Source organism: Aurantiacibacter sp. KMU-128, from assembly GCF_056933515.1.
Window position 1 is genome coordinate 570,348 of the sequence record NZ_JBXORT010000001.1, and the last position, 24,060, is coordinate 594,407.

Sequence of the window (24,060 nt, forward strand, 5' to 3'; positions counted from 1 at the left end):
TTCTAATCGATGGGGAGGGCTTCAAGTATCACGAAAGCCTGCGCCCATGGGTGATCGTCGGTGAGAGTGAGATGAACGGTGACGCGGTGCCCCGGCGGGGTAAGCGCGTCGAGCCGTTCCTTCGCGCCGCCCGTTAGCGCAAGCGTGGGCGCACCGGAAGGGGCATTCACGACGCCAATGTCTTTCATGTAAACGCCGCGCTTGAAGCCGGTGCCGACCGCTTTGGAGAACGCCTCCTTCGCCGCGAAACGCTTGGCATAGGTGCCCGCCTGCGTGTGCGGACGCTTTGCCGCCTTGGCATTTTCGACATCGGTGAAGGTGCGCTGCTTGAAGCGGTCACCCCAACGGTCGAGCGAGGCTTGGATGCGCTCGATGTTGCACAGGTCGGAGCCGAGGCCGATGATCACCGCGCCAGATCCATCAATTCGCGCATCTTCAGCAACGCAGGCTCCAGCCCGTCGAAAATCGCTTCGCCGATCAGATAGTGCCCGATATTGAGCTCGGCGAGCTGCGGGATGGCGGCGATGGGCTGCACATTCTCGTAGGTGAGCCCGTGGCCCGCGTGGGGTTCGATCCCGTTCTTCGCGGCGAGCGCGGCCATATCGGCGATCCGTTTCAATTCGCGCACGACTTTCTCGTTATCACCGTCGAGGCCTGCATGGGCATATTCGCCGGTGTGGAATTCGACCACGGGAACGCCCAATCGCAGCGCCGCATCCAACTGCCGCTCGCTCGCCTCGATGAACAGCGAGACGCGAATGCCCGCATCCTGCAACGGGCCGACAATAGAGGTCAGGTGATTGTCCAGCCCCGCCGCGTCCAGCCCGCCCTCGGTGGTGCGCTCCTCGCGCTTTTCGGGGACGATGCAGGCGGCGTGCGGCCTGTGCGCGAGGGCGATGGCGAGCATTTCCTGCGTCGCCGCCATTTCCAGATTGAGCGGCAGATCGGTCGCATCCTGGATGCGCTTCAGATCGTCATCGCGGATATGCCGCCGGTCTTCGCGCAGATGCGCGGTAATCCCGTCGCCGCCGCATTTCGCGACAATCTGCGCCGCGCGCACCGGATCGGGATGATCCCCGCCGCGCGCATTGCGGATGGTGGCGACGTGATCGATGTTGACGCCGAGGCGCAGTGGGGAGGGGCGAAGCGTGTGGATCATCCGCTCGCACCGCAGGCAAGAACAGATACCATTTCGAAAGCCAGCCCCTCACCGGCCCATATGGTGCCGAAATCGGTGCCTTCTGTGTCATTGGTCAAAACCAGAAACCTTTCAAGGTCGGGAAGGATGATGTTGAGCGTGTGATAACGGCCGATGCCGCCCCGCCGTTCGACGATACGCACCGGTTCAACACATCCGGAAAGCGGTGCCGAATAGCTCCATTGCCCAAGCGCCATGAAACCAAGCGCGGGATCGCCCTCCCACATTTCGGCAAGCGCTTCTTCGCCCAGCAGCCTGCCATCGAGCAGGGCACTGGAAAATCTTCCGAGGTCAGCAGACCGCCCGACGAGCGCCGCCGAAGTGCCATAACCGGCAAGCCCATCGGGTTCCGGCGGTTCACCTGCGCCCGGCCAATCCATCACGTCATCGCTGCGCCACAATTGCGCGCCTTCCATACGGCTTGGCCCGGCGATCCGCTGCGCGAACAGCTCTTCGAAATCCTGCCCGTTTACCGCCTCCAGCACTGCGCCGAGCACGATGTAATCACAATTGTTGTATTCCCACCGGTCCGCAAGGACTTCGCCGCGTTCGCCCAGGCACCAGTTGTTCCGTTCCTCGTCGCTCATGTCGGCGGTGTAGAATGACGTGTCATTGCTATCGCCTTCGGGATTGCGAAGGCCCGACTGGTGCTGGAGCAACTGGCGGATCGTGGGTGGTCGCTGGTCTCCGGCTGCGGGCAGAATCAGGTAGCTGGTGACAAAGGCGTCGAGCGCGAGGCGGTTGGCCTCGACCTGTTGCATGACCATGGTCGCGACGATCTGCTTGGTGACAGACGCCCACACTTGACGCCGCCGCTCGCTGCCCGCGCTAACCATAAAGGCGTTCTGCCCTTGCAACCACACACCATTGCGTGTCGCGCGGACACCGACGGTGATTTCGCTCCAGTACCGGTGGCGGAGGGCGACAACCGTCAATTCTGATTGCAGCACCGAAAGCGCGTCCAGATCTTCGGCATATTCGCCCGTCGCCGGGGGGCGCCTTGCCAGTTGGCAGCGCTCCGCAGCGATGGAGTCCTCCACCGTTATCGGCCATCCCCGGATCAGGCTCATGCAGCTTTCCTGCACGGGAGGTGTTGGCGCTTCGCCATCCTGCGCCATCGCTGGCTGGGCAACCGCCAGCAGCGCGGGGCAGAGATGGCGAAACAAGATCACGCTTTCCGGCTCCCCGGCTTCGTAATCTCTATCGCGGCCAGTTCGTCGGGCACTTCGTCCTCCGCATAGGTCGGGAAGTCGATGTCGATCAGCGGGAAGAAGGGCACGCCCAGATCGGCAGAGCCGTTCGAGCGGTCGACCAAAGCCACTTCGGCCAGCACTTCGCCGCCTTCGCGCGCCACGGCGGCAATCGCTTCGCGGCTGGAGAGGCCGGTGGTCACCACGTCCTCCACCATCAGCACTTTCGCGCCTTCGGGCAGGGAGAAACCGCGCCGCAGGTGGAACACGCCGTCGGGCCGTTCGAGGAACATCGCGTCGAGATGCAAGGCGCGGCCCATTTCGTGGCCGATAATCAGCCCGCCCATCGCGGGCGACACCACGGCGTCGAGCGAATCGATGATCTCTCCCGGTATCTTCGCGGCCAATGCTTCGGCCAGCTTGGCGGCGCGGTGCGGGTTCATTAGCACGCGGGCGCATTGCAGGTAATGCCCGCTATGCCGTCCGGAAGAGAGCTTGAAATGCCCTTCCAGCAATGCGCCCGATGCGCGGAATTCGGCGAGAACCTCGTCCGTTGTCATAATGCCGAAAGCTCCTGCCTTTTCGTGACTTTGCCAAGCTGGGACAAAGGGCCGCATAGACCCTGTCGAAAAAAGTCCCTAGAGCCGCTTGAGACGTGGAGCAACCATGCGTATAGGCGCGCGAAACACGGTACTAGTCCGACCGTGTGCGGGCCGCTTGCTCATGCAGTTGCCCGGGGACGATAATGGGAAGACTATTGGTATGACGTTCGGCGATATCGCCCGCACCTCGCTGCAAAAGCTCGCTATGATGCTGGCAGCGTTTTCGATGATTGCAGCGCCTGCGCTCGCTACGGCTCAAGATGCCGTGGTGGAGGAAGCGGTTGTGGAAACCACGACCGCGACCGAAGCTGTGCCTGCCGATGAAGCGGCAGCGGCGGCGGAAGCGCCCGCTTTCGAGCACTTCGGCTCCGACATGATCAAGGGTCAGCCCGAAGCCGGTGGCATCGATTTCCAGCCGCAATTCACCGAAGACGGGCAGTTCGCCTACGAAATGCACAACTATCTGCTGATGCCGATCATCACCGTTATCAGCCTGTTCGTGCTCGGCCTGCTGCTGTGGGTTATTGTTCGCTATCGCCGCAGCGCCAATCCGGTGCCGTCGAAGACCAGCCACAACACGCTGATCGAAGTCATCTGGACGGTGGTCCCGGTCATCATTCTGGTGGTGATCGCCGTCCCCTCGATCACGCTGCTGGCGCGCCAGTATGAAACCCCGCCGGAAGATGCCATCACCATCAAGGCCAATGGCTACCAGTGGTATTGGGGCTATGAATATGTCGACAATGGTGGCTTCGAAGTCATTTCGAATATGCTGTCGGAAGAAGACGCGCTGACCGCAGGCGAGCCGTTCCAGCTGGCGGTTGATAACCGCATGGTCGTTCCCGTGGGCGTGCCGCTGCGCATCCAGACCTATGGCGCGGATGTGATCCACTCTTTCGCCGTCCCTTCGCTGTGGTTCAAGCTCGACGCCGTGCCGGGCCGCATTAACGAGCGGATGCTGGTGATCGAGGAAGAGGGCATTTATTACGGCCAGTGCATGGAACTGTGCGGTTCGCGCCACGGCTATATGCCGCTCGCCATCGAAGCGCGCAGCATGGAAGATTACAACGCCTGGGTGCAGGCGCAGGGCGGCCAGACGGTTGACCAGATCGCTGCCGAAGCGGCGGCTGCGGCAGCTCCGGCTCCGGCGGCTGACGAAGTTGCGGCTGAAGCTGAAGCGGAAACCGCAGAGGCGGCAGCCGAGTAAGCTCCCGCGCCCCGAACCGAATTACGACGACGAAATACAAAGCAAGGTCCGATCATCATGGCTACTACTGCCGAAGGTTTTGAAGCCCACCACGACGATCACGCGCATTCGCACGCTGATCACAAGCCGGGATTCTTCGCCCGCTGGTTCATGTCGACCAACCACAAGGATATCGGCACTCTGTATCTGATCTTCGCGATCATCGCGGGGATTATCGGTGGTGCGATTTCCGGTCTTATGCGCTGGGAACTGGCCGAGCCGGGCCTTCAGATCATGGGCCAACTCGTCGATATCATGGGCGGCGACGGATCGTCTTTCGACAAACAGGGCCATATGTGGAACGTGCTGATCACGGCGCACGGCCTGATCATGGTGTTCTTCATGGTCATGCCCGCGATGATCGGCGGTTTCGGCAACTGGTTCGTCCCGCTGATGATCGGCGCGCCGGATATGGCCTTCCCCCGCATGAACAACATCTCGTTCTGGTTGACGGTCGCAGGCTTCATCTCGCTGCTGTTCTCGCTCTTCGTTCCGGGTGCCGCAGGCGGCGCGCTGGGCGCGGGTGTGGGCTGGACGGTCTATGCGCCGCTCTCGACCACCGGCTCCGAAGGCCCCGCGGTCGACTTCGCGATCTTCTCGCTGCACCTTGCGGGCGCGGGCTCGATCCTTGGCGCGACAAACTTCATCACCACCATTTTCAACATGCGCGCGCCGGGCATGACCCTGCACAAGATGCCGCTCTTCGTGTGGTCGGTGCTGGTTACCGCCTTCCTGCTGTTGCTCGCGCTACCGGTGCTGGCTGCTGCCATTACCATGCTGCTGACCGACCGCAATTTCGGCACGACCTTCTTCAACGCTGCCGGTGGCGGTGATCCGGTGCTTTACCAGCACCTGTTCTGGTTCTTCGGCCACCCCGAAGTCTACATCATGATCCTGCCGGGCTTCGGCATGATTTCGCAGATCGTGGCAACCTTCAGCCGCAAGCCAGTGTTCGGCTATCTCGGCATGGCCTACGCCATGGTTGCCATCGGCGTGGTCGGCTTCATCGTGTGGGCGCACCATATGTATACGGTCGGCCTCAGCGTGAATGTGAAGATGTATTTCACCGCTGCCACCATGGTGATCGCGGTGCCGACGGGCATCAAGATCTTCAGCTGGATTGCGACCATGTGGGGCGGCTCGATCACCTTCAAGTCGCCGATGGTCTGGGCGATGGGCTTCATCTTCCTGTTCACCGTTGGCGGTGTGACGGGCGTGGTGCTGGCCAATGGCGGCATCGACGACAATCTGCACGACAGCTATTACGTGGTCGCGCACTTCCACTACGTGCTGTCGATGGGTGCGGTGTTCTCGATCTTCGCGGGCTTCTACTACTGGTTCCCGAAGATGAGCGGCCGCTGGCACAGCGAGTTCCTCAGCCACCTGCACTTCTGGACGTTCTTCATCGGCGTGAACGTGATCTTCTTCCCGATGCACTTCCTCGGCATCCAGGGCATGGCGCGTCGCTACCCCGACTATAACGCCGCATTTACCCATTGGAACGAGATCGCCAGCTATGGCTATCTGATCATGGCCGGTTCGATGCTGATCTTCTTTGTGAACATCGGCTACGCACTGGTCGCGGGTCGCCGTGCCGAAGGCAATTACTGGGGCGAAGGCGCCACGACGCTCGAATGGAGCCTGTCGAGCCCGCCGCCGTTCCACCAGTTCGAAACGCTGCCGGTGATCGAAGACCACCACAGCTCGAACGACCACATCAGTGCGAAGCCGGCGACCGCGTAAAGCACCGCCTCTCGCCTGAGAAACACAATAAGGGGAGGGGCGCAGCCGGCAACGGCAGCGCCCCTTCTTGCAAACAAGAACAAGGATGATGACCGCCATTTCCGCCCCCACGCAGCAGGAGATCGACAGCGCAGCGATTGCCGCCAGTCCGGTGGACGCCGCCGCTGTTCCCGCTGTCATGCCGGCGGACTGGAAGGACTTCTTCGCGCTGACCAAGCCCAAGGTCATGCGGCTGGTGGTGTTTACCGCGCTGTGCGGCCTGCTCGCCGCGCCGGGCAGCATCCACCCCGTTCTAGGCTTTACCGCTATCCTCTGCATCGCGCTGGCCGCGGGCGGGGCGGGCGCGCTCAATATGTGGTGGGAAGCCGATATCGATGCGAAGATGAAGCGCACCGCTGGCAGGCCGCTGCCGCAAGGCAAGCTGCTCCCGCGTGACGCGCGCGATTTCGGCCTCGCCCTGTCGGGTTTCAGCGTGATGGTGATGGGTCTGGCGATCCACTGGCTCGCCGCCGCTTTCCTCGCTTTCAGCGTGTTCTTCTACGTCGTCATCTACACCATGTGGCTGAAGCCGCGCACCCCGCAGAATATCGTCATCGGCGGCGCGGCAGGCGCTTTCCCGCCGCTGATCGGCTGGATCGCGGTGACGGGCGAAGTCACCTGGATGCCGGTGCTGCTGTTCGCCATCATCTTCATGTGGACGCCGCCGCATTTCTGGGCGCTGGCGCTGTGGGTGAAGCCCGATTACGCCGCCGCCAACATCCCGATGATGCCCAATGCCGCAGGCGAGGTTTCGACCCGCCGCCAGAGTCTCGTCTATTCGGTGCTGCTGCTCCCGCTCAGCGTCACGCCGTGGCTGATCGGCGGGACGGGCGCGATTTACGGCATTTCGGCGCTCATCCTCTCGGGCATCTTCCTCGCGCTCACCGTACCTGTCGGCCTGCGTCGCAGCGTGGAGGGCGACGGGATGAAGCCGGAGAAGAAGCTTTTCGCTTACTCCATCCTCTATCTCTTCGTCCTGTTCGGCGCGCTGGTGCTTGACCGCGTGCTGGCGCAATGGGGAGTGATCGCATGACGCCCGAAGAGGAAAAGGAATTCCTCCGCCGCCGCAAGGCGCGCAATGCCGTGTTCGGCCTTGTGCTGCTGGCGATGGTGGTGCTGTTCTACGCCATAACGATTGTCCGGATCGGCCAGCAATGACCACGCAGACGCTCGATAACCGCAACCGCAAGACGATGCTCCAGATGTTCGCGCTGGCGCTGGGAATGCTCGGCCTCGGCTTCGCTGCCGTGCCGCTCTATGACCTGTTCTGCCGCGTGACCGGTTTCGGCGGCACCACGCAGGTTGCAAGCGAAGGCGAGGCGCGGCTTGCCTCGATGCTCGGCCTGCAGGCGGGCGCGCCCGAATATTCGATCCGCTTCGATGCCAATATCGCGCGCGGCCTGCCGTGGGAATTCGAGCCGGTGCAGGTGACCGACACCGTCACCATCGGCCAGCGCGACATGGCGTTCTACACTGCGCGCAACACCTCCGACCGCCCGATCACCGGCACCGCGACCTTCAATGTCGAGCCGGAGCAGGCGGGGCGCTATTTCAACAAGATCCAGTGCTTCTGCTTTACCGAGCAGACGCTGCAGCCGGGTGAGGAAATCCGGATGCCGGTGATGTATTTCATCGATCCCGCAGCGCTGGAAGACCCGAATATGGAAGGGGTGGAGCAGATCACGCTGAGCTACACCTTCCACGAATCGCTGACATCGCAAAACGCCACTGAAAACACCGAGTAACCCCCTAGACCCGCGCCTTTGCGGGCAGTAAGGGCAAAGCATAAACACCAAGGATCAGGACAGACCCATGGCCGGCGCCAAGAACCACGATTACCACATTCTCGATCCCGATATCTGGCCGCTGATCGGCGCGATGTCGGCGGTTATCTTCACCACCGGCATGGTGCTGTTCATGCACCACGTGCCCGCGACCGAAGATGCGCCTGCACAGTTCGGATACTATCCGATCGTGCTCGGCCTCGGCATCGCCGGCCTGATCGCCACCTTCTTCGGCTGGTTCTCGAAGGTCGTGAACGAAGCGCAGCGCGGCGACCACACGCCTGTGGTGCAGCTGCATATGCGTTACGGCATGATCCTGTTCATCGCTTCGGAAGTGATGTTCTTCGTCGGCTGGTTCTGGGCGTTTTTCGACTTCGCGCTGTTCCCCGATGCGCTGCGCGTAACGGGTGCGGGCACGCCGGAGCAGGCGACCGAGCTGCTGACCGGTACTACAGGCGCTGTCGCATCGCTGGTGCCGCAGGGCATGGAAGTGCTCGACGCGTTCAGCCTGCCGCTGCTCAACACGATCATCCTGCTGTGTTCGGGCACCACGGTGACCTGGGCGCACCATTCGCTGATCCATGGCGACCGCGAAGGCTTGAAGCAGGGCCTGTGGTTGACCATCGCGCTTGGCCTGCTGTTCACCGCCATCCAGGCCTATGAATACAGCATCGCACCGTTCAATTTTGGCCAGAACACCTATTCGAGTGCGTTCTACATGGCGACCGGCTTCCACGGTTTCCACGTGCTGGTGGGCACGATCTTCCTGATCGTCTGCCTCGTGCGCACCTACAAGGGCCACTTCACGCCCAAGCAGCATTTCGGTTTCGAAGCGGCGGCTTGGTACTGGCACTTTGTCGACGTGGTGTGGCTGTTCCTCTTCATCGCCGTCTATGTCTGGGGCGGTTGGGGCGCCGAAGTCCACTAAGGGCATTTGGTGACGGATACTCCGCACAATCCGAAAGGGCGGCCCGCATCACGCGCGGCCGCCCTTTTCGCGTCCTGCCCGCGCTGCGGCGAGGGGGCGCTGTTTGCAGGGCCGGTGAAATTCGCCGACCGGTGCGAAGCGTGCGGGCTCGATTACTCGGGCTTCAATGTCGGTGATGGCCCGGCAGCGTTTCTGACCATGATCGTCGGCGCGGTGGTGGTTGCTCTGGCGCTGTGGTTGCAGCTCGCTTTCGAGCCGCCATGGTGGGTGCACGTGATCCTGTGGGTACCGCTGATCGTGCTTGGCGTGGTCGGCGGCTTGCGACTGGCGAAAGGCTGGCTGCTCACCGCCGAATACAACCGCCGCGCCGAGGAACACCGCATCGACGGGAGCGAGCCGAAATGACGTGGCGCGATATTCCGGTGATCCCGACGATTGTCGTACTGGCCGCCGTCGCCACCATGATTGTGCTCGGCGTGTGGCAATTGGGGCGCGCGGAGGAGAAAGAAGCACTGGTGGCGCGGTATACGGCGGCAATCGCCGACACCGAACTGGTGACTTTTCCTGTGGCGTCGCAGTCTGCCGCTGAGTCCGTATTCTATCGGCAGAGTCGCATCGATTGCGCGTTTTCCAGCCAGCCCCGCTCCGTAGCTGGCCGCAGCGAGAGTGGCCGCTCCGGGTACGTGCATATTTTCCTTTGCGGAATCGACAATGGTCCGCCTACCGCGGATCGCACCGCATACGTCCAGATAGGGTGGTCGGAGAGCCCGAACGCTCCCGCTTGGCAAGGTGGCGAAGTGACTGGGCGCATCGCTCCCAATCGGGAAGGTTTTGCCAAACTGGTCGCCGACCCGCCGCTCGCAGGCCTCGAAGCCAACGCACAGCCCGATCCGGGCGACATCCCCAACAACCATCTTGCCTATGCCGGGCAGTGGTTCTTCTTCGCGCTCACCGCGCTGGTGATCTACTTCTTCGCCCTCCGCAGCCGGGTGCGCGCCAAGCGCAAAGGCGAGGGTGGGCAAGAATAGCTTGCTTGCCGCGCAGCATTCGCAACGCTAACGCGCGCCCTGTATTGAGGGCCAAATGAAATATATCTCCACCAGAGGCAGCGCGCCCGCGCTCGATTTTGAAGGCGTCACGCTGGCGGGACTTGCCAGCGATGGCGGGCTGTATGTGCCGGAAAGCTGGCCGCGTTTCAGCGAAGGCGAGATCGCCGACATGGCGGGCTTGCCCTATGCCGAACTCGCCGTGCGGGTCATGGCCCCGTTCACCGCCGGATCGCTGACCGAAGACGAGCTGCGCGAATTGTGCGAAGGCGCCTATGGCCGCTTCTCGCATGATGCCGTCACGCCGCTTACGCAATTCGATCACCAGCACTGGCTGCTCGAGCTGTTCCACGGCCCGACGCTCGCCTTCAAAGACGTGGCGCTGCAATTGCTCGGCCGGCTGTTCGAACATTTCCTCAGCGCCTCCGACCGCCATCTGACGATTGTCGGCGCGACCAGCGGCGACACCGGCAGCGCGGCCATCGACGCGGTGGCGGGGCGCGAGAAGGTCGATATTTTCATGCTCCACCCCGAAGGCCGGGTGAGCGATGTGCAGCGCCGCCAGATGACGACGGTGCTCGCCCCCAACGTCCACAATATCGCCATTAGCGGCAGCTTCGATGATGCGCAGGCGATGGTGAAGGCGATGTTCGTTGATCCTGACCTGACTGGGCGCTTCCACATCGGCGCGGTCAATTCGATCAACTGGGCGCGGCTGATGGCGCAGGTGGTTTATTATTTCGCCGCCGCGCTGCAATTGGGCGCTCCGGCTCGGAAGGTCGCTTTCAGCGTGCCGACGGGCAATTTTGGCGACGTGTTCGCAGGCTATGTCGCGGCGCAAATGGGCTTGCCGATCGAGCGGCTGATCGTCGCCACAAACGTGAACGACATTCTCCATCGCGCCTTGTCGAGCGGCGACTATTCGGCAGGCAGCGTCACCCCCACCGCCGCGCCGAGCATGGACATCCAGGTGTCGAGCAATTTCGAGCGGCTGCTGTTCTGCGAAGGGGGCCGCGATGGTGCGGCTTTGGCGGAGCAGATGCGCGGCTTTGAAGCCACCAAGGCGATGCAGCTCACCAACAGCCAGCGCGAAGGCGCGGCGGGGCTGTTCACCAGCGCCCGCGCGGACGAAGCGCAGATGGCGCGCGCCATGACGTTCGCGGCGGAGCATTATGGCGAGATCATCGACCCGCACACCGCCATCGGCCTCCACGCCGCGCGCGAGGCGGGCATCGACCCGGCGGTGCCGGTGGTGACGCTCGCCACCGCGCATCCGGCCAAGTTCCGCGATGCGGTGGAACGGGCGACCGGCACACGGCCTTCGCTCCCCAAACGGGTAGGCGATCTGTTCGAGCGCGAGGAACGATACGATTCGCTGCCGGGCGACTATGACGCGGTGCGCGACTATGTGACGACGCGGGCGACGGAGTCGTCCTAATACCCCGCTCATCCTGAGCCTGTCGAAGGATCGCTTTTTCTTCTAGGGCAGCTCTTGAAAGGAAGAACGATGCGTCGACAAGCTCAGCATGAGCGGATCAGGGTGGGCAGGCCAAATGGCTGACCTTGCCCCGCATCCCATTGTCATGGCGGGCGAGCCGTGGGCGGATTACGGGCTTGTCGATTCGGGCAATGGCCGTAAGCTTGAACGCTACGGCCCCTACCGCTTCATCCGCCCCGAACCGCAAGCCATGTGGCAGACGCGCCTCGCCGAGAGCGAGTGGCAGGCGCATGGCGAGTTCATCCCCGGCAGTGACGAGGATGGCGGCGGGCGCTGGCATTTCACCCGCGATGTGCCGCAAGAGGGCTGGCCGCTAAGCTGGAACGAAGTCCGCTTCACCGCGCAATGCACGCCGTTCCGCCATCTGGGGTTCTTTCCCGATATGGCTCCGGTGTGGGACTGGATGCGCTTGCAGATCAATCCTCCCCGGTACGGGGAGGGGGACCATCCGCAGGATGGTGGAGGGGCACCCTCCGGCGGGCGCGATGCGGGGGGTGCCCCTCCACCCCCGACTTCGTCGGCGGTCCCCCTCCCCCAAGGGGGAGGATCACGCGGCACGCTCAACCTCTTCGGCTATACCGGCGTCGGCTCGCTCGCGCTGAGCCAATGCGGCCCTGTCACCCATGTCGATGCGAGCAAGAAGTCGGTGGCGCAGGCGCGCGAGAATGCCGCGCTTTCGGGCATGGAGGACAAGCCGATCCGCTGGCTGATCGACGATGCGGGCAAATTCACCGCGCGCGAAGTGCGGCGCGGCAACCGTTATGACGGGATCATCCTCGACCCGCCGAAATTCGGGCGCGGGCCGAAGAACGAGACGTGGCGGCTGGAAGAATCGCTGCCCAGCCTGATCGGCGATTGCCGCCAATTGCTCGATGCCGATAGCCGCTTCCTCTTCCTCACCGTATACGCCGTGCGGATGAATGCGCTGGCAATTGCCGGACTGCTGGACGAAGCCTTCGCCGATCTGCCGGGGCGCATTGAGTATGGCGAACTCGCAGTGCGCGAGGAGGGCGAAGCAGGCCGACTGCTGCCGACGGCGATTTTCGCACGATGGAGCCGGGGCGGATGACGCTTGCGCCCGCAATTGCTGCTCCGCTCCTTCTTGCGAGCATCGCTTGGCCCGCGACACCTCCCGATGAAGGCCTCTACATCGGCGAAATGCAACTCTGCGCCGAAACGGTCTATGACGCATATGTGTTTACGGACAAGTATTCGGGCCGCGCACTGTTGATCGAATTCACCGAAGACGCGGCAGCGCAGATTGCGGACATCACGCAGGCCAGACTTGGACACGTCCTGCCGGTCACGCTCGACGGACGGGTGATTGCCGAGCCGACCATTCTGGAACCGATAACCGAAGGCGAGATCGTGCTTTCCGGCGGCTTTGACTTCGATCTCGAAGCCGTGGCCCTGCGCGCCACGGCCCCGTGCGTTTGACGCGCCCCGATCAGTTCATCGCTTCAAGATCGGTCAGAAACGCCTCGATCCGCGCTGCATTATAGCCCAGGTCGCTTCCGCCCACTCGGCTGATGCTGCGCATATCAACGCGCGAGGAACCGTCCGCGATGGGCGTCACTTCCACCACCACATCGTCGTAGAAACGGATGAAGCCTGCGGTCGCGGTCGCTTCCAGCCGCCCTGCTTCCGGCGAATATTCGGCAATTTGCCAGCCGCGCTGTTCCGCCAGAGCGTGGGCATCGGCGATCACCAGTTCGGGCGATTTGTTGATGATGACCGGTTCGATATCGGGATAATTCTCGCGGTGCGCCGAACGCCATGCTTCGATATCCCCTTCGTACATTTCGAGGAAATCCTCGCGCAGCGGCAGCGTCTGGAACTGCGGCGGATCGTCCACATCGGTGGAGATGTCGTGCATGAAAGGCGCGCTGCGGGCGGGGGCGATCACTTGCGTGTAGAACACGCCGAGCATGACCAGCGAAATCACCAGCGCCACGGGATTGCGCCAACCAGCGCCGCGCTTGCGGAGCTTACCGATAGCGATGCCGATCACCGCAATCGCGGCCAAGGCCGCGAAAGGATACATCGTCATCATAAATCCGCGAAAGCCGGACAGTTTGTCGATGATGTCGTATCGGGCCAGCACCAGCGAACCGAACGCGATCACCAGCATGATGACCGCGCCGCCATGGGTGAAATTGCCGATCCAGCGTGTGAGCTTTGACGGCCCTTGCGCAGCGGGTTCCTGCGCAACCGCTTCGGCAGCAGGCGCATCGGGCTGGATGCCTGCGGTAGTTGTGTCGGGCGTGGTGGTTTCCGGCGTATCGGCCATGCGTGCTTCCCCTGATTATCGTTCTTGGCAACGGTCTTGGCCGCGCAAGCGTTCCCCGTCAATTCTTCACGCCGCTTGCAAAGCCGCCCCCGCGCTGTAATTGCCCGCCCATTATGGCCGATAGCCTTTATCTCGAGCTCGTCGATTTCGAGCATGATGTGTATACCGGGATCTATTCCGAAGAGACCGGCAAGCCGCAGCCTTTGCGTTTCACCGTGCGTGCACGGCTGAAGACGCTGCCCTTTTACGATCCCGAAACGCCGCTCGAGGAGAGCAAGAACTACATGGATCTGAAGGATGCCTGCTCGGTCGGGCTGGGCACACGGCATTACAAGCTGATCGAGGCGGTCGCGGATCACATCTGCGAAACGCTGTTTGGGCAGGACAAGCGGATCGAGGAAGTGCAGGTCAAGATCGTCAAACTCGCGCTGACAGAACGCCACGAGCAGATCGGTATCACGCTCACCCGCGAGCGACCGGCTTGAGCGCGCAGCGGGTGATCGCGCGCGGCCTGCCCGCAAAGCCGCTCGACGCTGCGGCGGAGTTTTCGGCCCGCTTCATTCCCAAGATCCGCGCCGTTCTGCCTGCCGATATCGTCATCCTGTTCGATCCGGCAGACCATCAGCACGATAGCTGGCGGCGCGCCATGGTCGAGGAACTGGCGCGCGAAGCGGTGCCGGGGCGGGTGAATGCGGTTGTCGGCATGGATGCGGCGGCGGTCGAGGAGACAGTCGCCTTCCTCGAACGCGCGCCCGGCGTAACCGGACAGGTCTTCACGACGAATGACGCCATGATAAATGACGGGCAGCCCGTTTCCCGCTAACAGGATGGCATGACCCAGCACGCGCCCTTGATCGACCGATTTGACCGGCGCGTCACCTATCTCCGCCTCTCGGTGACCGATCGCTGCGATTTGCGCTGCACCTATTGTATGCCCGAACGGATGCAGTTCCTGCCCAAGGCCGACGTGCTCAGCCTTGAGGAGCTGGAGGCGTTGGCCAAAGGCTTTATCGCGCGCGGCATTACCAAGATTCGTCTGACCGGCGGAGAGCCGTTGGTGCGGCGCGATGTCATGCAGCTTGTGCGCGCTTTGGGGCGCGAGCTGGGCAAGGGGCTGGACGAACTCACGCTCACCACCAATGCCATGCAACTGGCGACCTATGCTGAAGACCTTGCAGCGGCGGGTGTGGAGCGGATCAATGTCAGCCTCGACACGCGCGATCCGGCTCTGTTTGCACAGCTCACGCGGCGCGACGGGTTGGAGCAGGTGCTGCACGGTATATTCGCTGCGCGCGCGGCGGGCTTGCGGGTGAAGATCAACACGGTGGCGCTCAAAGGGCAGAACGAGGGCGAGATCCCCGCACTGGTCCGCTGGGCGCATGAGCATGGCCATGACATGACGCTGATCGAAGTGATGCCGCTGGGCGAGGTGGAAGGGGAACGGGCCGACCACTTCCTGCCTTTGACAGCGGTGCGTGAGACTCTCGAGCAGCATTTCACGCTCACCGATCTGCCCGACAGCACCGGCGGCCCTTCGCGCTATGTGCGGGTAGAGGAAACGGGTGGGCGGCTCGGCTTTATCAGCCCGCTCACCAACAATTTCTGCGCCGGGTGCAACCGTGTGCGGGTGACCGCAACGGGGCAGCTTTACGCCTGTCTGGGCGGCGCGGAGCAGGTGGATTTGCGCGCGGCGCTGCGCTCGGATGCGCCCGCAGCGCGGCTGGCCGAGGCGCTCGACTTGGCGATGCGGATCAAGCCCGAGCGCCACCATTTCCGCATCGCCGAGGGCGAAGGCCCCGCACTGGCGCGGCATATGTCGGTGACGGGTGGCTAGGGTGCCAGTTCCCCAGCCTCGTCATTCCCGCGCAGGCGGGAATCCAGCTTCCTCTGTCCGGCCTGTCCAGCTGGATTCCCGCCTGCGCGGGAATGACGAAGGGGAGTGTAAATGACCGTCACCCTCGTCTTCCTTGGCAAACTCGCCGATCTCGCTGGAGAGGCCGAGCGCGCGGTTCCTGCACCGCTCGACTGGGCGCAATTGCTCGCCGCGCTCGAACCCGGCCTGCAATCCGCCATCGCTGCCGACACCACGCGAATCGCGGTGGATGGCGCGTTGCTCACCGACAAGACTGCGCTCCATGCCGAAGCGGGGAGCGAAGTCGCTTTCCTCCCACCGGTCAGCGGCGGCTGAGATGGCGACGACCGTCCGCCTGCTCCACGGTCCGATGAATCCCGGCGCGATGATCGGGCCGTTCACCAATGCGCACCCGGGGCTGGGGGGCGTGTGCACCTTCGTGGGCGAAGTGCGGGGCGGAGAGGGCGTCGAGGCGCTCGAACTGCTCCATTACGACCGAATGACGCTTCCCGGGATGGAGGCGCTTGCCGAGCGCGCGAATGCACGGTTCAAGCTGATGGGCCTGCTGATGCTCCACCGCCACGGCGTGATGTATCCCGGCGAGCCCATTGTGCTCGTCTCCGCCTGCGCGCTGCACCGCCGCGATGCCATTAACGCGGTCGATTTCTGCATGGATCACCTGAAAGCCGAAAGCTGGTTCTGGAAACGCGAAAGGCGCGGGGGCGAATGGCACTGGATCGAGCCGCGCGCTGATGACTACGCCAGCCTCGACCGCTGGAAATAGCAAGTTTCTCTACACCTTTGATGCAGATCAAGGCGCAGCCCGCCGATTCGCCGCATTCCTTCCGCATCAGGAAGGAGTTTCATCATGGCAGAACATCTTACACGCGAGCGGATTGAACAAGCCGCCGAAACGCACGCCGCGCCGCCTACGGGTCGCAAACCGCATGAAGTGGAGCGCACATTCGAATTGCCGACCGGGCTTTATGCCACCGTGGTTGGCCTGTTCCTCGGCTATATCGGGGTGATGGCGGTGGGCTTCGCCCATCCCGAGCTGATCATCCCCATGGTGATTTTCGCTGTCTTTATCGTCGCGGCGTTCGGCGTTCCGGCAATCTGGACACGCCTTGCACCGCAGACGCGCAGCAAGCCGATGACATGGGGCCGGTTCCAGCAAGAAGGCATTATGACCGCCTATGGCCGCACCAGCGCGCGCGATGCGACGGTACAGGTGCTGCTGATGCCGGTATTGATCTTCCTGTGGGGAGTCGCCGCGGTGACGATCGCCGCACTGGTCTGACGATAAAGGCAATCTAAAGCGTCAGTCCAGACTTCCCAGGCGCGCGGGGTCGACCAGTTCGATCCCGCGCGTTCCCTTGCGCTTGAGCGCGCCCGACTTTTCGAGTGAAGACAGTGCGCGGCTCACCGTCTCGATGGTCAGGCCAAGCATATTGGCCATTTCGCCGCGGGTCAGCGGCAGATCGAATTCGCGCGCGGGGTGGCAGGACGAATCGCTCGCCGCGCGGGCCAGCGCCAGGATCAGCCCGCCCACCTGCTCGCCCGCGCTGCGGCCCGATCCCAGCGCCAGCAGATCGCGCGCCGCGTGCAGGTCTTCCTGGCTGCGGCGGAACAGCGCGACAGCAAGCTCGGGATAGGCACCCAGCGCCCGCTCCATATCGCCGCGTGCAAACAGGCAGACCTGTGATTTGGTGAGCGCGACGACGTCATATTGCGGGAAGGGCGCAAACAGTTCGCCAACGAAACCCGCCGGGTGAATCAGCGCCAGAATGCGTTCATTGCCCTCGGCATCATATTGCGTAACCTTGAGCGCGCCGCTCACCAGCGTGGCGCAGGCCGAGTTCTCGTCGCCCGCGCTGAACAGCGTTTCGCCGCGCGAGAGCTTTTTGGTGTGGCCGGTGCGGGCGAGTTCGTCGCGCTCTTCCTCGGTAAGGACGGCGCAGGCGGCGCTATCGCGGACGGGACATTCGGCGCAGGTGGTGTTCATCGCTGCACCATGGCGAGGAGTTCGGAAATCACGGCGTTCTCCTGCTGCAACAGCCCGTCGATCCCCTCGCGCGCTTCCGCGACCCCGGCAATTGCCTCTCCCGCGCTCGATGTGTCGACATAGATGCGGTCGAGATCGGCGAGTGCGATCATCAATTCGCCGCGATGGCCTTCCAGCACGGCGATGGCGACTTGCGCCTGCGCCCATGATTCGGTGCCGGGGCCGGAACCGCGGGCGGCAGAAGCGCGGCGGCGGGCGGCGGGTTCGTCACTGGTGAAACCGGCATGGGCCGCCAGCGCGCGCCGTTCCAGCTCGGCAATCTGAGCCAGCGTGCCTTCGGGCAAGGGGGCGGGTGTATAGGAGCGCGCGTCTGCCGGCGCCATGCTGCCCGCAAAGCGTTCCGCATCGCGGATGGCGAGCGAAGGATACTCTTGGGCAGGCGCTGCACACGCGGTGAGTGCTGCAATGCTCGCGAGTTGGACCAGGACACGGGCTTGCTTCATTGCGGCGAAACCCTACAGACGACCCGTGCCGATTTCCAGCAAAACCGGAAATGGCAAAAAGCCGCATAAAAAGGCGCAGGCCTAGGCGATCTCGCGGTTGACAGGGGCAGGCGCTTGGCCTAACGGCGTCGCTCTTGACGGTGCCCTTTTGGGCGCCCTTTTTGTTGTTGCCCCGAAACGGAAGCCATCCGGGACGGGCGCGGGAACACCAGATAAACGGATTATAGCACCATGTTCGCAGTAGTGCGCACGGGCGGCAAGCAGTATCGCGTAGCCGCCGGAGACAAAATCGCAGTCGAAAAGCTGGCCGGTGAAGCCGGTGAAACGATCGTGCTGGACGATGTTCTGCTGGCCGGCGAAGGCGCCGATCTGGCGGACGCTTCGAAGGTGACGGTCTCGGCTGAAGTGATCGCCCAGGCGAAGAGCGAAAAGGTGACGGTTTTCAAGAAGCGTCGCCGCCACAATTATCGCCGCAAGAACGGCCACCGCCAGCAGATGACGCTGCTGCGCATTGTGGGCGTTGGCGAAGCCAAGAAGGCGCCTGCGAAGAAGGCTGCGGCCAAGGCCGACGATGCCGCTCCGGCTGCGGAAGCCAAGAAGGCTCCGGCAAAGAAGGCACCGGCCAAGAAGGCCGCCGCCAAGAAGACTGACTCGAAGTAAGGACTGACGGACCATGGCACATAAAAAAGCAGGCGGTTCATCGCGTAACGGTCGCGACTCAGCCGGTCGCCGCCTTGGTGTGAAGAAATTCGGCAGCCAGGAAGTGATTCCGGGCAACATTATCGTGCGCCAGCGCGGCACGAAGTTCTACCCGGGAGTAAATGTCGGCATGGGCAAGGACCACACGCTGTTCGCGCTCGAAGCGGGCCGAGTCCGCTTCCACGATGGCAAGCTTGGCCGCAAATACGTCTCTGTCGACGCGATGGCCGAAGCCGCCGAATAATCGGACGATCCGCGAAAGGGGCCGTCCACCGGGATGGCCCCTTCCGGAGCTGAAAAATCCGGGAAGCTGGAAGGAGATGGGGCCGCCCCGTCTCCTTTTTTGATTCTCCTTCCCCCGCATGGCTCCGGCCGCCGCGCTTTTTGCACGACGCAACAAAAGTGCAGCCTGCCGGACTCATTATTGCAACACCGGGCGACTAGTGGAGCCAGCGCCCGGCCCGAGGGAGAAGACCGATGTTCATGCGTACCGAGCGGCTGTTTCTGCGGCCCGTATTTCCCGAAGACTGGCGCGGCGTGTATCGCGGCATTGCGGACGAGAATGTCGTGCGCAATCTCGCCCGCGCGCCCTGGCCCTATACCGAGGACGATGCCCGCCAATTCTGCGCGAAAGCAAATGACGGCGAAGGGCACCGGTTCGCGATTACGCTTCCGCAAGCGAAGGGTGCACCTGTCATCGGGCTGATCGGCTACGATCCGTCAGAGGATGGCGGCTACGAAATCGGCTACTGGATCGGCAAAGCGTGGGAAGGGCGCGGCTTCGCGACCGAGGCCGGGCGCGGCGTGCTCGAAGCGACCGACGCGCTCGGCATCGAGACCATGGCGGCGGGCCACTTTATCGATAATCCTGCCAGCGGGCGCGTTTTGCGCAAGCTGGGCTTCACCGATACCGGAGAGATCCGCCCGATGCGCAGCGCCGGGCGCGGCGGCGCGCAGGTTCCGTGCCGCCGTTATGTGCGGGTGGCGGGCCAAGATTGCGCCAGCTACCACCCCGCTGCGGCCTGAGTAATCAGGCGGCGGCGGGGGTGCGTTGCGGGTCGTGCGCTCCGGCGGAGGCGCGGCCTGCCTGCTCCAATTCCCACTCGGCAATCAGATAGCGGTCATCATGATCCCACGGGTGGAAGCCGGGGCGGAAATAGCGCAGCCAGTTGCGCGCCACGCGGCGCAGCAGGCCGGGCGAAAAGACGAGATAGGCGAACAGCTTCCACCGCGCCGCCCATTTGCCGATCCCGTCCTGCTGCATCAGCTCGATCGCATCGGTGGAGCGGTTGCGGGTGAAGCGGATGCTGACAATCAGCATTAAGAGGCAGCGGAAACGCCAGCGTTTGAAGGCCGACCAATTGCGGGTCGCGTGCAGGAAAGTGTCGAAAGCCACCGCCTTGTGGTCGATCTCCTCCACCGAATGCCACAGCCACAGATCGATATCGCCGATCCCCGCAGGCGTCAGCTCGTCGCGGTTGGTGAGGAATTCATGCGCAAAGATGGCGGTGAAATGTTCGAGCGCGCAGGTAATGCCAAGCTGCGCAATCGGCCGCAGCGATTGCGTCATCGCCACCAGGTTCTTCACCCGCGCATCGATATGGGTGAGGTCATAGCCCGCGTCCTCCACCGCACGGTTGAAGGCGATATGTTCGCGGCTGTGATTGACTTCCTGCTTGATGAAGTCGCGGATTTCCTCTGCCAGCTTTTCCGGCACGCCGTCGCGGTGCTGGCGCACGGCGTCGATAAACATCGCCTCGCCGCGCGGAAAACTGGCGGAAAGCGCGGCAAACCACGCGGCAGCGACGGGATCGACCCCACGCTCGCGCCGCTGTCCACGGGCAAAGCGTTGATCGCGCACGGTTAGCTGGTGGTGGTCAGGCGTGCTGGCTTGCAAGCGGGCATGGGCAGTCATAACGTGAACCCTTATCTCACACTGGTCGTCCCGTCACAGAGTGGCATCCGTGAACTGACACTACTGTTAATAGGTAACTGACACGTATGTCAACAAGAAAGCGCCTGAGCCCCGAGGAAAGCCGCGCCGCCGCGCTCGAAGCCGCGCGGGCGCTGCTGATCGAGGCGGGGCCGCAGGCGGTGACGCTGAAGGCAGTCGCGGCGCGAATCGGGCGCACGCACGCCAATCTGCTGCACCATTTCGGGAGCGCGGCGGGCTTGCAGAAGGAGCTGGCGGCGCATCTCGCGGGCACCGTTTGCGAATCGATTGCCGACGCGGTGCGCGCGACGCGCGCCGGCATCGGTTCGCCGCGCGAGGTGGTTGATCTGACGTTCGATGCCTTCGGGCGCGAAGGCGGCGGCGCGCTGGCGAGCTGGATGCTGGCATCGGGCAATGAGGATGCGCTTGATCCGATTATCGAGACGATCCACACGCTGGTGCACGATCTGCGCCCCGAAGAAGCGCATGACAGCACCGATCTGGCGATGCACGAGACGACCTTTACGCTGGTGCTGCTGGCATTGGGCGATGCGCTGGTTGGCGAACAGCTAGCCGATTCGCTCACCGTCAACCGCAGCGTGGTGCGCGAACGGGCGACCGAAATGCTGATCGCCGCTTTTGTGAAGAACGGGGTGGCGGTCTAATTCTGACTCGTCACCCCGGACTTGATCCGGGGCAAGGCTGCCTTTTTCTCACGCTGCACACAACAAAGCCTTGGCCCGGATCAAGTCCGGGCTGACGCTAAGCAGAAAGACTCATCCACCCCGGCACCAGATCCGCCGGAATATCCTCCACCCGCAGGTGGTCGACCGCCAGCCCGAGCTGCGGATACTCTGCCTTGCGCCGCTTCTCGTCCGAACGATCCAGCGGAACCACCACCAGCCGCCGGTTCACCTTGCTCCGCCAGTTCATCCGCGCGGTGTTTTCCTGCCCGATATAGCAGCCCTTGGTGAAGCTGACCCCGTTCAGTTCGACCGCGTTGGCTTCCAGCCAGAGGATATCGCCCAATTCGCTGCGCCCTTCCGGCACGCCCTGTCCAAGGCGATGCGCCAGATAGGCGTCGTCCACCGCTTCCCCATCTTCTGCGTCACCGATGCGGCGAAAGCCGAGCGCGGGCAGACGGGGATCGGGCGAAAAGCCTTCCGCCTGCGCATCGCTCCAATACACCGCCACTGCCTCGTCCACTGCAATCGCTAGCTTGCGGCGCAGGCGATAGAGCGAGAGGCGCTTCGCCAGTTCCTCGGCCAAAGCCGCCTCGCAATCGAGCAACACATCCGCCCCGTCGCGCCACACCAGCATATCGAACATCGTCTTGCCTTGTGCGCTGAGCAGTGCGGCATAGACGGGGGTCTCGCTCACCACATCATTGGTCAGCAGCCCTTGCAGGAAAGCCGCAGCGTCCTCGGCTGGCTCCAGCGGCGAAACACGCACCACGGCGCGGTTGGTCAAACGGCCCATTGTCATGGGTGACAGATAGGGCAGAGCGCGGCATAGGCAATCCCATGACGACAACGCTGACGATCCGCCGCCCCGACGACTGGCACCTGCATTTCCGCGATGGCGACATGATGCGCGACGTCGTCCCCTACACAGCACGGCAGTTTGCCAGGGCGATTGTTATGCCGAACCTTACCCCGCCGGTAACGACAGTGGAGGCAGGCCGCGCCTATCGCGAGCGCATTCTTGCGGCGGTGCCAGAGGGCGTTTCGTTCGAGCCTCTGATGACCTGCTACCTCACCGACAATCTCGATCCCGAGGAAGTGCGGCGCGGCTTTGCCGAGGGCGTCTTCACCGCCTGCAAGCTCTATCCGGCGGGGGCGACGACCAATTCGGACAGCGGCGTCACCGATGTGGCGAACATCCGCGGCGTGCTCGAAGTGATGGCGGAGATCGGCATGGTGCTGTGCGTCCATGGCGAAGTGACGCATTCGGACATCGACATTTTCGACCGCGAGGCGGTGTTTATCGAGCAGGTGCTGCGCCCGCTGCTCGCCGATCTGCCGACGCTCAAATTGGTGTTCGAGCACATCACGACCGAAGAGGCGGTGAAATTTGTCGAGGTGTCCGGCCCCAATGTCGCCGCGACGATCACCCCGCAGCACCTGCACATCAACCGCAACGCCATGCTGGTGGGCGGGATGCGGCCGCACAATTACTGCCTGCCCGTCGCCAAGCGGGAGAAGCACCGGCTGGCGCTGCGCAAGGCAGCAACGTCAGGCTCGCCCAAGTTCTTCCTCGGGACCGACAGCGCCCCGCATGCCCGCCACGCCAAGGAAAGCGCCTGCGGCTGCGCAGGGATTTTCAACGCGCCCTTTGCGCTGGAAAGCTATCTTGCCGTGTTCGAGGAAGAAGGCGCGCTGGAGCATTTCGAAGGCTTTGCCAGCCTTCACGGGCCTGCTTTCTACGGACTGCCGGTGAATGCGGATAAGGTGACGCTGGAAAAGCGCGATTGCGTGGTGCCCGAAATGCTCACTGCAGCGGGTGAGGAGATCGTGCCGTTCCACGCCGGGCAGACATTGGGGTGGACTTACACAGGCTGAGCGGGCTTGCGCGATTTGCGGAACAGGTCCCAGCTGAACAGCGCGACTGCGCTCCAGATGACGATAAAGCTGATGAGCTGCGCCACCCGCAACTCCTCGCCGAACACCGCAAGGCCGAGGACAAACATCATGGTCGGCGCGAGGAATTGCATCAGGCCGATGACCGAATAGGGCAGAGCGCGCGCGGCGGTAGCGAAGAACAGCAGCGGGGTGGCGGTGACTATCCCGGCGCCGAAAATCGCCGCCGTCTCCAGCGCCTCGCGCCCCAAGGCGGTGCCCGTAGTGCTCTCGATCCAGAGGAGATAGAACGCGACCAGCGGAAACAGGATCGCCGCTTCGACGGTCAGCCCGACCAGCGCTCCGGCGGCAACGGTCTTTCGCAGGAGCCCATAAGCGCCGAAAGAGAAGGCGAGCAGCAGGCTGACCCACAAGGTTGTCGGCGCACCAGCGGCCAGCGCGCTGACGCCAATGGCGGCCAGACCGACCGCACTCCATTGCAGGCGCGAGAGCCGCTCCTTGAGGAACGCCACGCCCATCATCATGCTGACCAGCGGAAGAATGTAATAGCCAAGGCTGGCAGCGAAGACGAAGCCGTTCTGCACCGCCCAGATATAGCCGAGCCAGTTCACCGCGATCAGCGCCGCCGTGCAGAAGAGAATGCGCAGGACTTGCCCGCTGCGCAGCACCTGCCGCAGTTCCGCGCCGCGCCCCATCAGCAGCACCAGCAGCAAGCAGATCGGCAGCGTGAACAGCGTGCGCCACGCAACAAATTCGACCGGCGGCACATCCTTCACCAGCACCAGATAGAGCGGCAGCAGACCCCAGATCGTATAGGCAGCGAGGGCAGAGGCGAAGGCACGTCCCTGGCTGATTTCATGCGTGGCAGGGGGTGGCGTCATCGCGGCGGGCGGTAGGCGAAGGGTGCGGGCGGCGCAAGCGCGCT

The 24,060-nt window shown here is 63.3% G+C and carries 32 protein-coding genes; 22 read left to right on the forward strand and 10 right to left on the reverse strand.

Annotation, left to right across the window (positions count from 1 at the left end; all coding sequences use genetic code 11):
• Positions 1-2 precede the first annotated feature (2 nt).
• The 4 genes from acpS to pyrE are packed head-to-tail and all read right to left on the reverse strand — an operon-like array spanning position 3 to position 2,948.
• A complete protein-coding gene (acpS, locus tag ACS0VV_RS02930) occupies positions 3-407 on the reverse strand; it encodes a holo-ACP synthase (protein ID WP_483531235.1) in 405 nt (134 codons plus the stop codon).
• Positions 404-1,159, reverse strand: a complete 756-nt coding sequence (locus ACS0VV_RS02935) for a pyridoxine 5'-phosphate synthase (RefSeq protein WP_483531236.1) — start codon at positions 1,157-1,159, stop codon at positions 404-406. The genes acpS and ACS0VV_RS02935 overlap by 4 nt, the downstream gene beginning before the upstream one ends.
• Complete coding sequence (locus tag ACS0VV_RS02940) at positions 1,156-2,364, reverse strand: serine hydrolase domain-containing protein (protein ID WP_483531237.1); 1,209 nt, start codon at positions 2,362-2,364, stop codon at positions 1,156-1,158. Before ACS0VV_RS02940 ends, ACS0VV_RS02935 begins: the two co-directional genes overlap by 4 nt.
• 2 nt (positions 2,365-2,366) lie before the next feature.
• Entirely contained in the window at positions 2,367-2,948 is a 582-nt protein-coding gene (gene pyrE / locus ACS0VV_RS02945; RefSeq protein WP_483531238.1) for an orotate phosphoribosyltransferase, read from the reverse strand.
• Between the two features lie 202 nt (positions 2,949-3,150).
• Here pyrE and coxB point away from each other — a divergent pair, with 202 nt between their 5' ends.
• The 11 genes from coxB to ACS0VV_RS03000 all read left to right on the forward strand — a co-directional run bounded on the left by coxB (position 3,151) and on the right by ACS0VV_RS03000 (position 12,711).
• Positions 3,151-4,197, forward strand: coding sequence for a cytochrome c oxidase subunit II (gene coxB / locus ACS0VV_RS02950; protein ID WP_483531239.1), 1,047 nt, complete (start codon positions 3,151-3,153; stop codon positions 4,195-4,197).
• Positions 4,198-4,254: 57 nt separating this feature from the next.
• Positions 4,255-5,979 (forward strand): cytochrome c oxidase subunit I, encoded by a 1,725-nt coding sequence (ctaD, locus tag ACS0VV_RS02955; protein ID WP_483531240.1) that lies wholly within the window; start codon positions 4,255-4,257, stop codon positions 5,977-5,979.
• Positions 5,980-6,067: 88 nt separating this feature from the next.
• Entirely contained in the window at positions 6,068-7,051 is a 984-nt protein-coding gene (locus tag ACS0VV_RS02960) for a heme o synthase (RefSeq protein ID WP_483531241.1), read from the forward strand.
• Positions 7,048-7,176 carry a hypothetical protein gene (locus tag ACS0VV_RS02965; protein ID WP_483531242.1) on the forward strand — a complete coding sequence of 43 codons (129 nt, stop codon included), beginning with the start codon at positions 7,048-7,050 and terminating at the stop codon, positions 7,174-7,176. Before ACS0VV_RS02960 ends, ACS0VV_RS02965 begins: the two co-directional genes overlap by 4 nt.
• Positions 7,173-7,763 carry a cytochrome c oxidase assembly protein gene (locus ACS0VV_RS02970; protein ID WP_483531243.1) on the forward strand — a complete coding sequence of 197 codons (591 nt, stop codon included), beginning with the start codon at positions 7,173-7,175 and terminating at the stop codon, positions 7,761-7,763. The genes ACS0VV_RS02965 and ACS0VV_RS02970 overlap by 4 nt, the downstream gene beginning before the upstream one ends.
• 67 nt (positions 7,764-7,830) lie before the next feature.
• The gene (locus tag ACS0VV_RS02975) at positions 7,831-8,730 is read left to right on the forward strand and encodes a cytochrome c oxidase subunit 3 (protein WP_483531244.1); all 900 of its coding nucleotides are present in this window, start codon (positions 7,831-7,833) and stop codon (positions 8,728-8,730) included.
• A gap of 6 nt (positions 8,731-8,736) precedes the next feature.
• On the forward strand, positions 8,737-9,135 hold the full coding sequence (locus ACS0VV_RS02980) for a DUF983 domain-containing protein (protein ID WP_483531245.1): 399 nt from the start codon (positions 8,737-8,739) through the stop codon (positions 9,133-9,135).
• On the forward strand, positions 9,132-9,758 hold the full coding sequence (locus ACS0VV_RS02985; RefSeq protein WP_483531246.1) for an SURF1 family protein: 627 nt from the start codon (positions 9,132-9,134) through the stop codon (positions 9,756-9,758). Before ACS0VV_RS02980 ends, ACS0VV_RS02985 begins: the two co-directional genes overlap by 4 nt.
• A 55-nt stretch (positions 9,759-9,813) precedes the next feature.
• Positions 9,814-11,214: a threonine synthase gene (thrC, locus tag ACS0VV_RS02990; RefSeq protein WP_483531247.1), complete on the forward strand. Its 1,401-nt coding sequence runs from the start codon at positions 9,814-9,816 to the stop codon at positions 11,212-11,214.
• A gap of 115 nt (positions 11,215-11,329) precedes the next feature.
• A complete protein-coding gene (locus ACS0VV_RS02995; RefSeq protein ID WP_483531248.1) occupies positions 11,330-12,343 on the forward strand; it encodes a class I SAM-dependent rRNA methyltransferase in 1,014 nt (337 codons plus the stop codon).
• Positions 12,340-12,711 carry a SecDF P1 head subdomain-containing protein gene (locus ACS0VV_RS03000; RefSeq protein ID WP_483531249.1) on the forward strand — a complete coding sequence of 124 codons (372 nt, stop codon included), beginning with the start codon at positions 12,340-12,342 and terminating at the stop codon, positions 12,709-12,711. The genes ACS0VV_RS02995 and ACS0VV_RS03000 overlap by 4 nt, the downstream gene beginning before the upstream one ends.
• A 10-nt stretch (positions 12,712-12,721) precedes the next feature.
• Here ACS0VV_RS03000 and ACS0VV_RS03005 read toward each other — a convergent pair whose 3' ends face one another.
• A complete protein-coding gene (locus tag ACS0VV_RS03005; protein WP_483531250.1) occupies positions 12,722-13,564 on the reverse strand; it encodes a DUF1499 domain-containing protein in 843 nt (280 codons plus the stop codon).
• Positions 13,565-13,677: 113 nt separating this feature from the next.
• Between ACS0VV_RS03005 and ACS0VV_RS03010 the strand changes: the two genes are divergently transcribed.
• The 6 genes from ACS0VV_RS03010 to ACS0VV_RS03035 all read left to right on the forward strand — a co-directional run bounded on the left by ACS0VV_RS03010 (position 13,678) and on the right by ACS0VV_RS03035 (position 16,716).
• On the forward strand, positions 13,678-14,049 hold the full coding sequence (locus ACS0VV_RS03010) for a dihydroneopterin aldolase (protein WP_483531251.1): 372 nt from the start codon (positions 13,678-13,680) through the stop codon (positions 14,047-14,049).
• A complete protein-coding gene (locus ACS0VV_RS03015) occupies positions 14,046-14,387 on the forward strand; it encodes a Rossmann fold domain-containing protein (protein WP_483531252.1) in 342 nt (113 codons plus the stop codon). Before ACS0VV_RS03010 ends, ACS0VV_RS03015 begins: the two co-directional genes overlap by 4 nt.
• A gap of 9 nt (positions 14,388-14,396) precedes the next feature.
• A complete protein-coding gene (moaA, locus tag ACS0VV_RS03020; protein ID WP_483531253.1) occupies positions 14,397-15,398 on the forward strand; it encodes a GTP 3',8-cyclase MoaA in 1,002 nt (333 codons plus the stop codon).
• A gap of 111 nt (positions 15,399-15,509) precedes the next feature.
• On the forward strand, positions 15,510-15,752 hold the full coding sequence (locus ACS0VV_RS03025) for a MoaD/ThiS family protein (RefSeq protein ID WP_483531254.1): 243 nt from the start codon (positions 15,510-15,512) through the stop codon (positions 15,750-15,752).
• A 1-nt stretch (position 15,753) separates the two neighbouring features.
• Positions 15,754-16,200 (forward strand): molybdenum cofactor biosynthesis protein MoaE, encoded by a 447-nt coding sequence (locus ACS0VV_RS03030; protein WP_483531255.1) that lies wholly within the window; start codon positions 15,754-15,756, stop codon positions 16,198-16,200.
• Positions 16,201-16,284: 84 nt separating this feature from the next.
• Entirely contained in the window at positions 16,285-16,716 is a 432-nt protein-coding gene (locus ACS0VV_RS03035; protein WP_483531256.1) for a hypothetical protein, read from the forward strand.
• Positions 16,717-16,737: 21 nt separating this feature from the next.
• Here ACS0VV_RS03035 and ACS0VV_RS03040 read toward each other — a convergent pair whose 3' ends face one another.
• Together ACS0VV_RS03040 and ACS0VV_RS03045 are read right to left on the reverse strand one after the other, a co-directional pair.
• On the reverse strand, positions 16,738-17,421 hold the full coding sequence (locus ACS0VV_RS03040) for a Crp/Fnr family transcriptional regulator (RefSeq protein WP_483531257.1): 684 nt from the start codon (positions 17,419-17,421) through the stop codon (positions 16,738-16,740).
• The gene (locus ACS0VV_RS03045) at positions 17,418-17,924 is read right to left on the reverse strand and encodes a hypothetical protein (RefSeq protein ID WP_483531258.1); all 507 of its coding nucleotides are present in this window, start codon (positions 17,922-17,924) and stop codon (positions 17,418-17,420) included. The genes ACS0VV_RS03040 and ACS0VV_RS03045 overlap by 4 nt, the downstream gene beginning before the upstream one ends.
• Before the next feature lie 231 nt (positions 17,925-18,155).
• On the opposite strand from ACS0VV_RS03045, the gene rplU reads away from it, so the two are divergent.
• From rplU to ACS0VV_RS03060, 3 genes are all read left to right on the forward strand, one after another.
• Positions 18,156-18,584 carry a 50S ribosomal protein L21 gene (gene rplU, locus ACS0VV_RS03050; protein ID WP_483531259.1) on the forward strand — a complete coding sequence of 143 codons (429 nt, stop codon included), beginning with the start codon at positions 18,156-18,158 and terminating at the stop codon, positions 18,582-18,584.
• Positions 18,585-18,597: 13 nt separating this feature from the next.
• The gene (gene rpmA, locus ACS0VV_RS03055) at positions 18,598-18,867 is read left to right on the forward strand and encodes a 50S ribosomal protein L27 (protein ID WP_483531260.1); all 270 of its coding nucleotides are present in this window, start codon (positions 18,598-18,600) and stop codon (positions 18,865-18,867) included.
• Positions 18,868-19,100: 233 nt separating this feature from the next.
• A complete protein-coding gene (locus ACS0VV_RS03060; RefSeq protein WP_483531261.1) occupies positions 19,101-19,649 on the forward strand; it encodes a GNAT family N-acetyltransferase in 549 nt (182 codons plus the stop codon).
• Positions 19,650-19,653: 4 nt separating this feature from the next.
• On the opposite strand, the gene ACS0VV_RS03065 is transcribed toward ACS0VV_RS03060, so the two are convergent.
• Positions 19,654-20,538, reverse strand: coding sequence for a metal-dependent hydrolase (locus tag ACS0VV_RS03065; protein WP_483531262.1), 885 nt, complete (start codon positions 20,536-20,538; stop codon positions 19,654-19,656).
• A gap of 86 nt (positions 20,539-20,624) precedes the next feature.
• On the opposite strand from ACS0VV_RS03065, the gene ACS0VV_RS03070 reads away from it, so the two are divergent.
• Complete coding sequence (locus tag ACS0VV_RS03070; RefSeq protein WP_483531263.1) at positions 20,625-21,221, forward strand: TetR family transcriptional regulator; 597 nt, start codon at positions 20,625-20,627, stop codon at positions 21,219-21,221.
• Between the two features lie 97 nt (positions 21,222-21,318).
• Here the strand turns inward: ACS0VV_RS03070 and ygfZ are convergent, their stop codons facing one another.
• Positions 21,319-22,041 (reverse strand): CAF17-like 4Fe-4S cluster assembly/insertion protein YgfZ, encoded by a 723-nt coding sequence (ygfZ, locus tag ACS0VV_RS03075; RefSeq protein WP_483531264.1) that lies wholly within the window; start codon positions 22,039-22,041, stop codon positions 21,319-21,321.
• Between the two features lie 38 nt (positions 22,042-22,079).
• Between ygfZ and pyrC the strand changes: the two genes are divergently transcribed.
• The gene (gene pyrC, locus ACS0VV_RS03080) at positions 22,080-23,117 is read left to right on the forward strand and encodes a dihydroorotase (protein WP_483531265.1); all 1,038 of its coding nucleotides are present in this window, start codon (positions 22,080-22,082) and stop codon (positions 23,115-23,117) included.
• Here the strand turns inward: pyrC and rarD are convergent.
• Positions 23,105-24,016, reverse strand: coding sequence for an EamA family transporter RarD (rarD, locus tag ACS0VV_RS03085; RefSeq protein WP_483531266.1), 912 nt, complete (start codon positions 24,014-24,016; stop codon positions 23,105-23,107). The two genes, pyrC and rarD, sit on opposite strands and share 13 nt — an antisense overlap.
• Positions 24,017-24,060 lie beyond the last annotated feature (44 nt).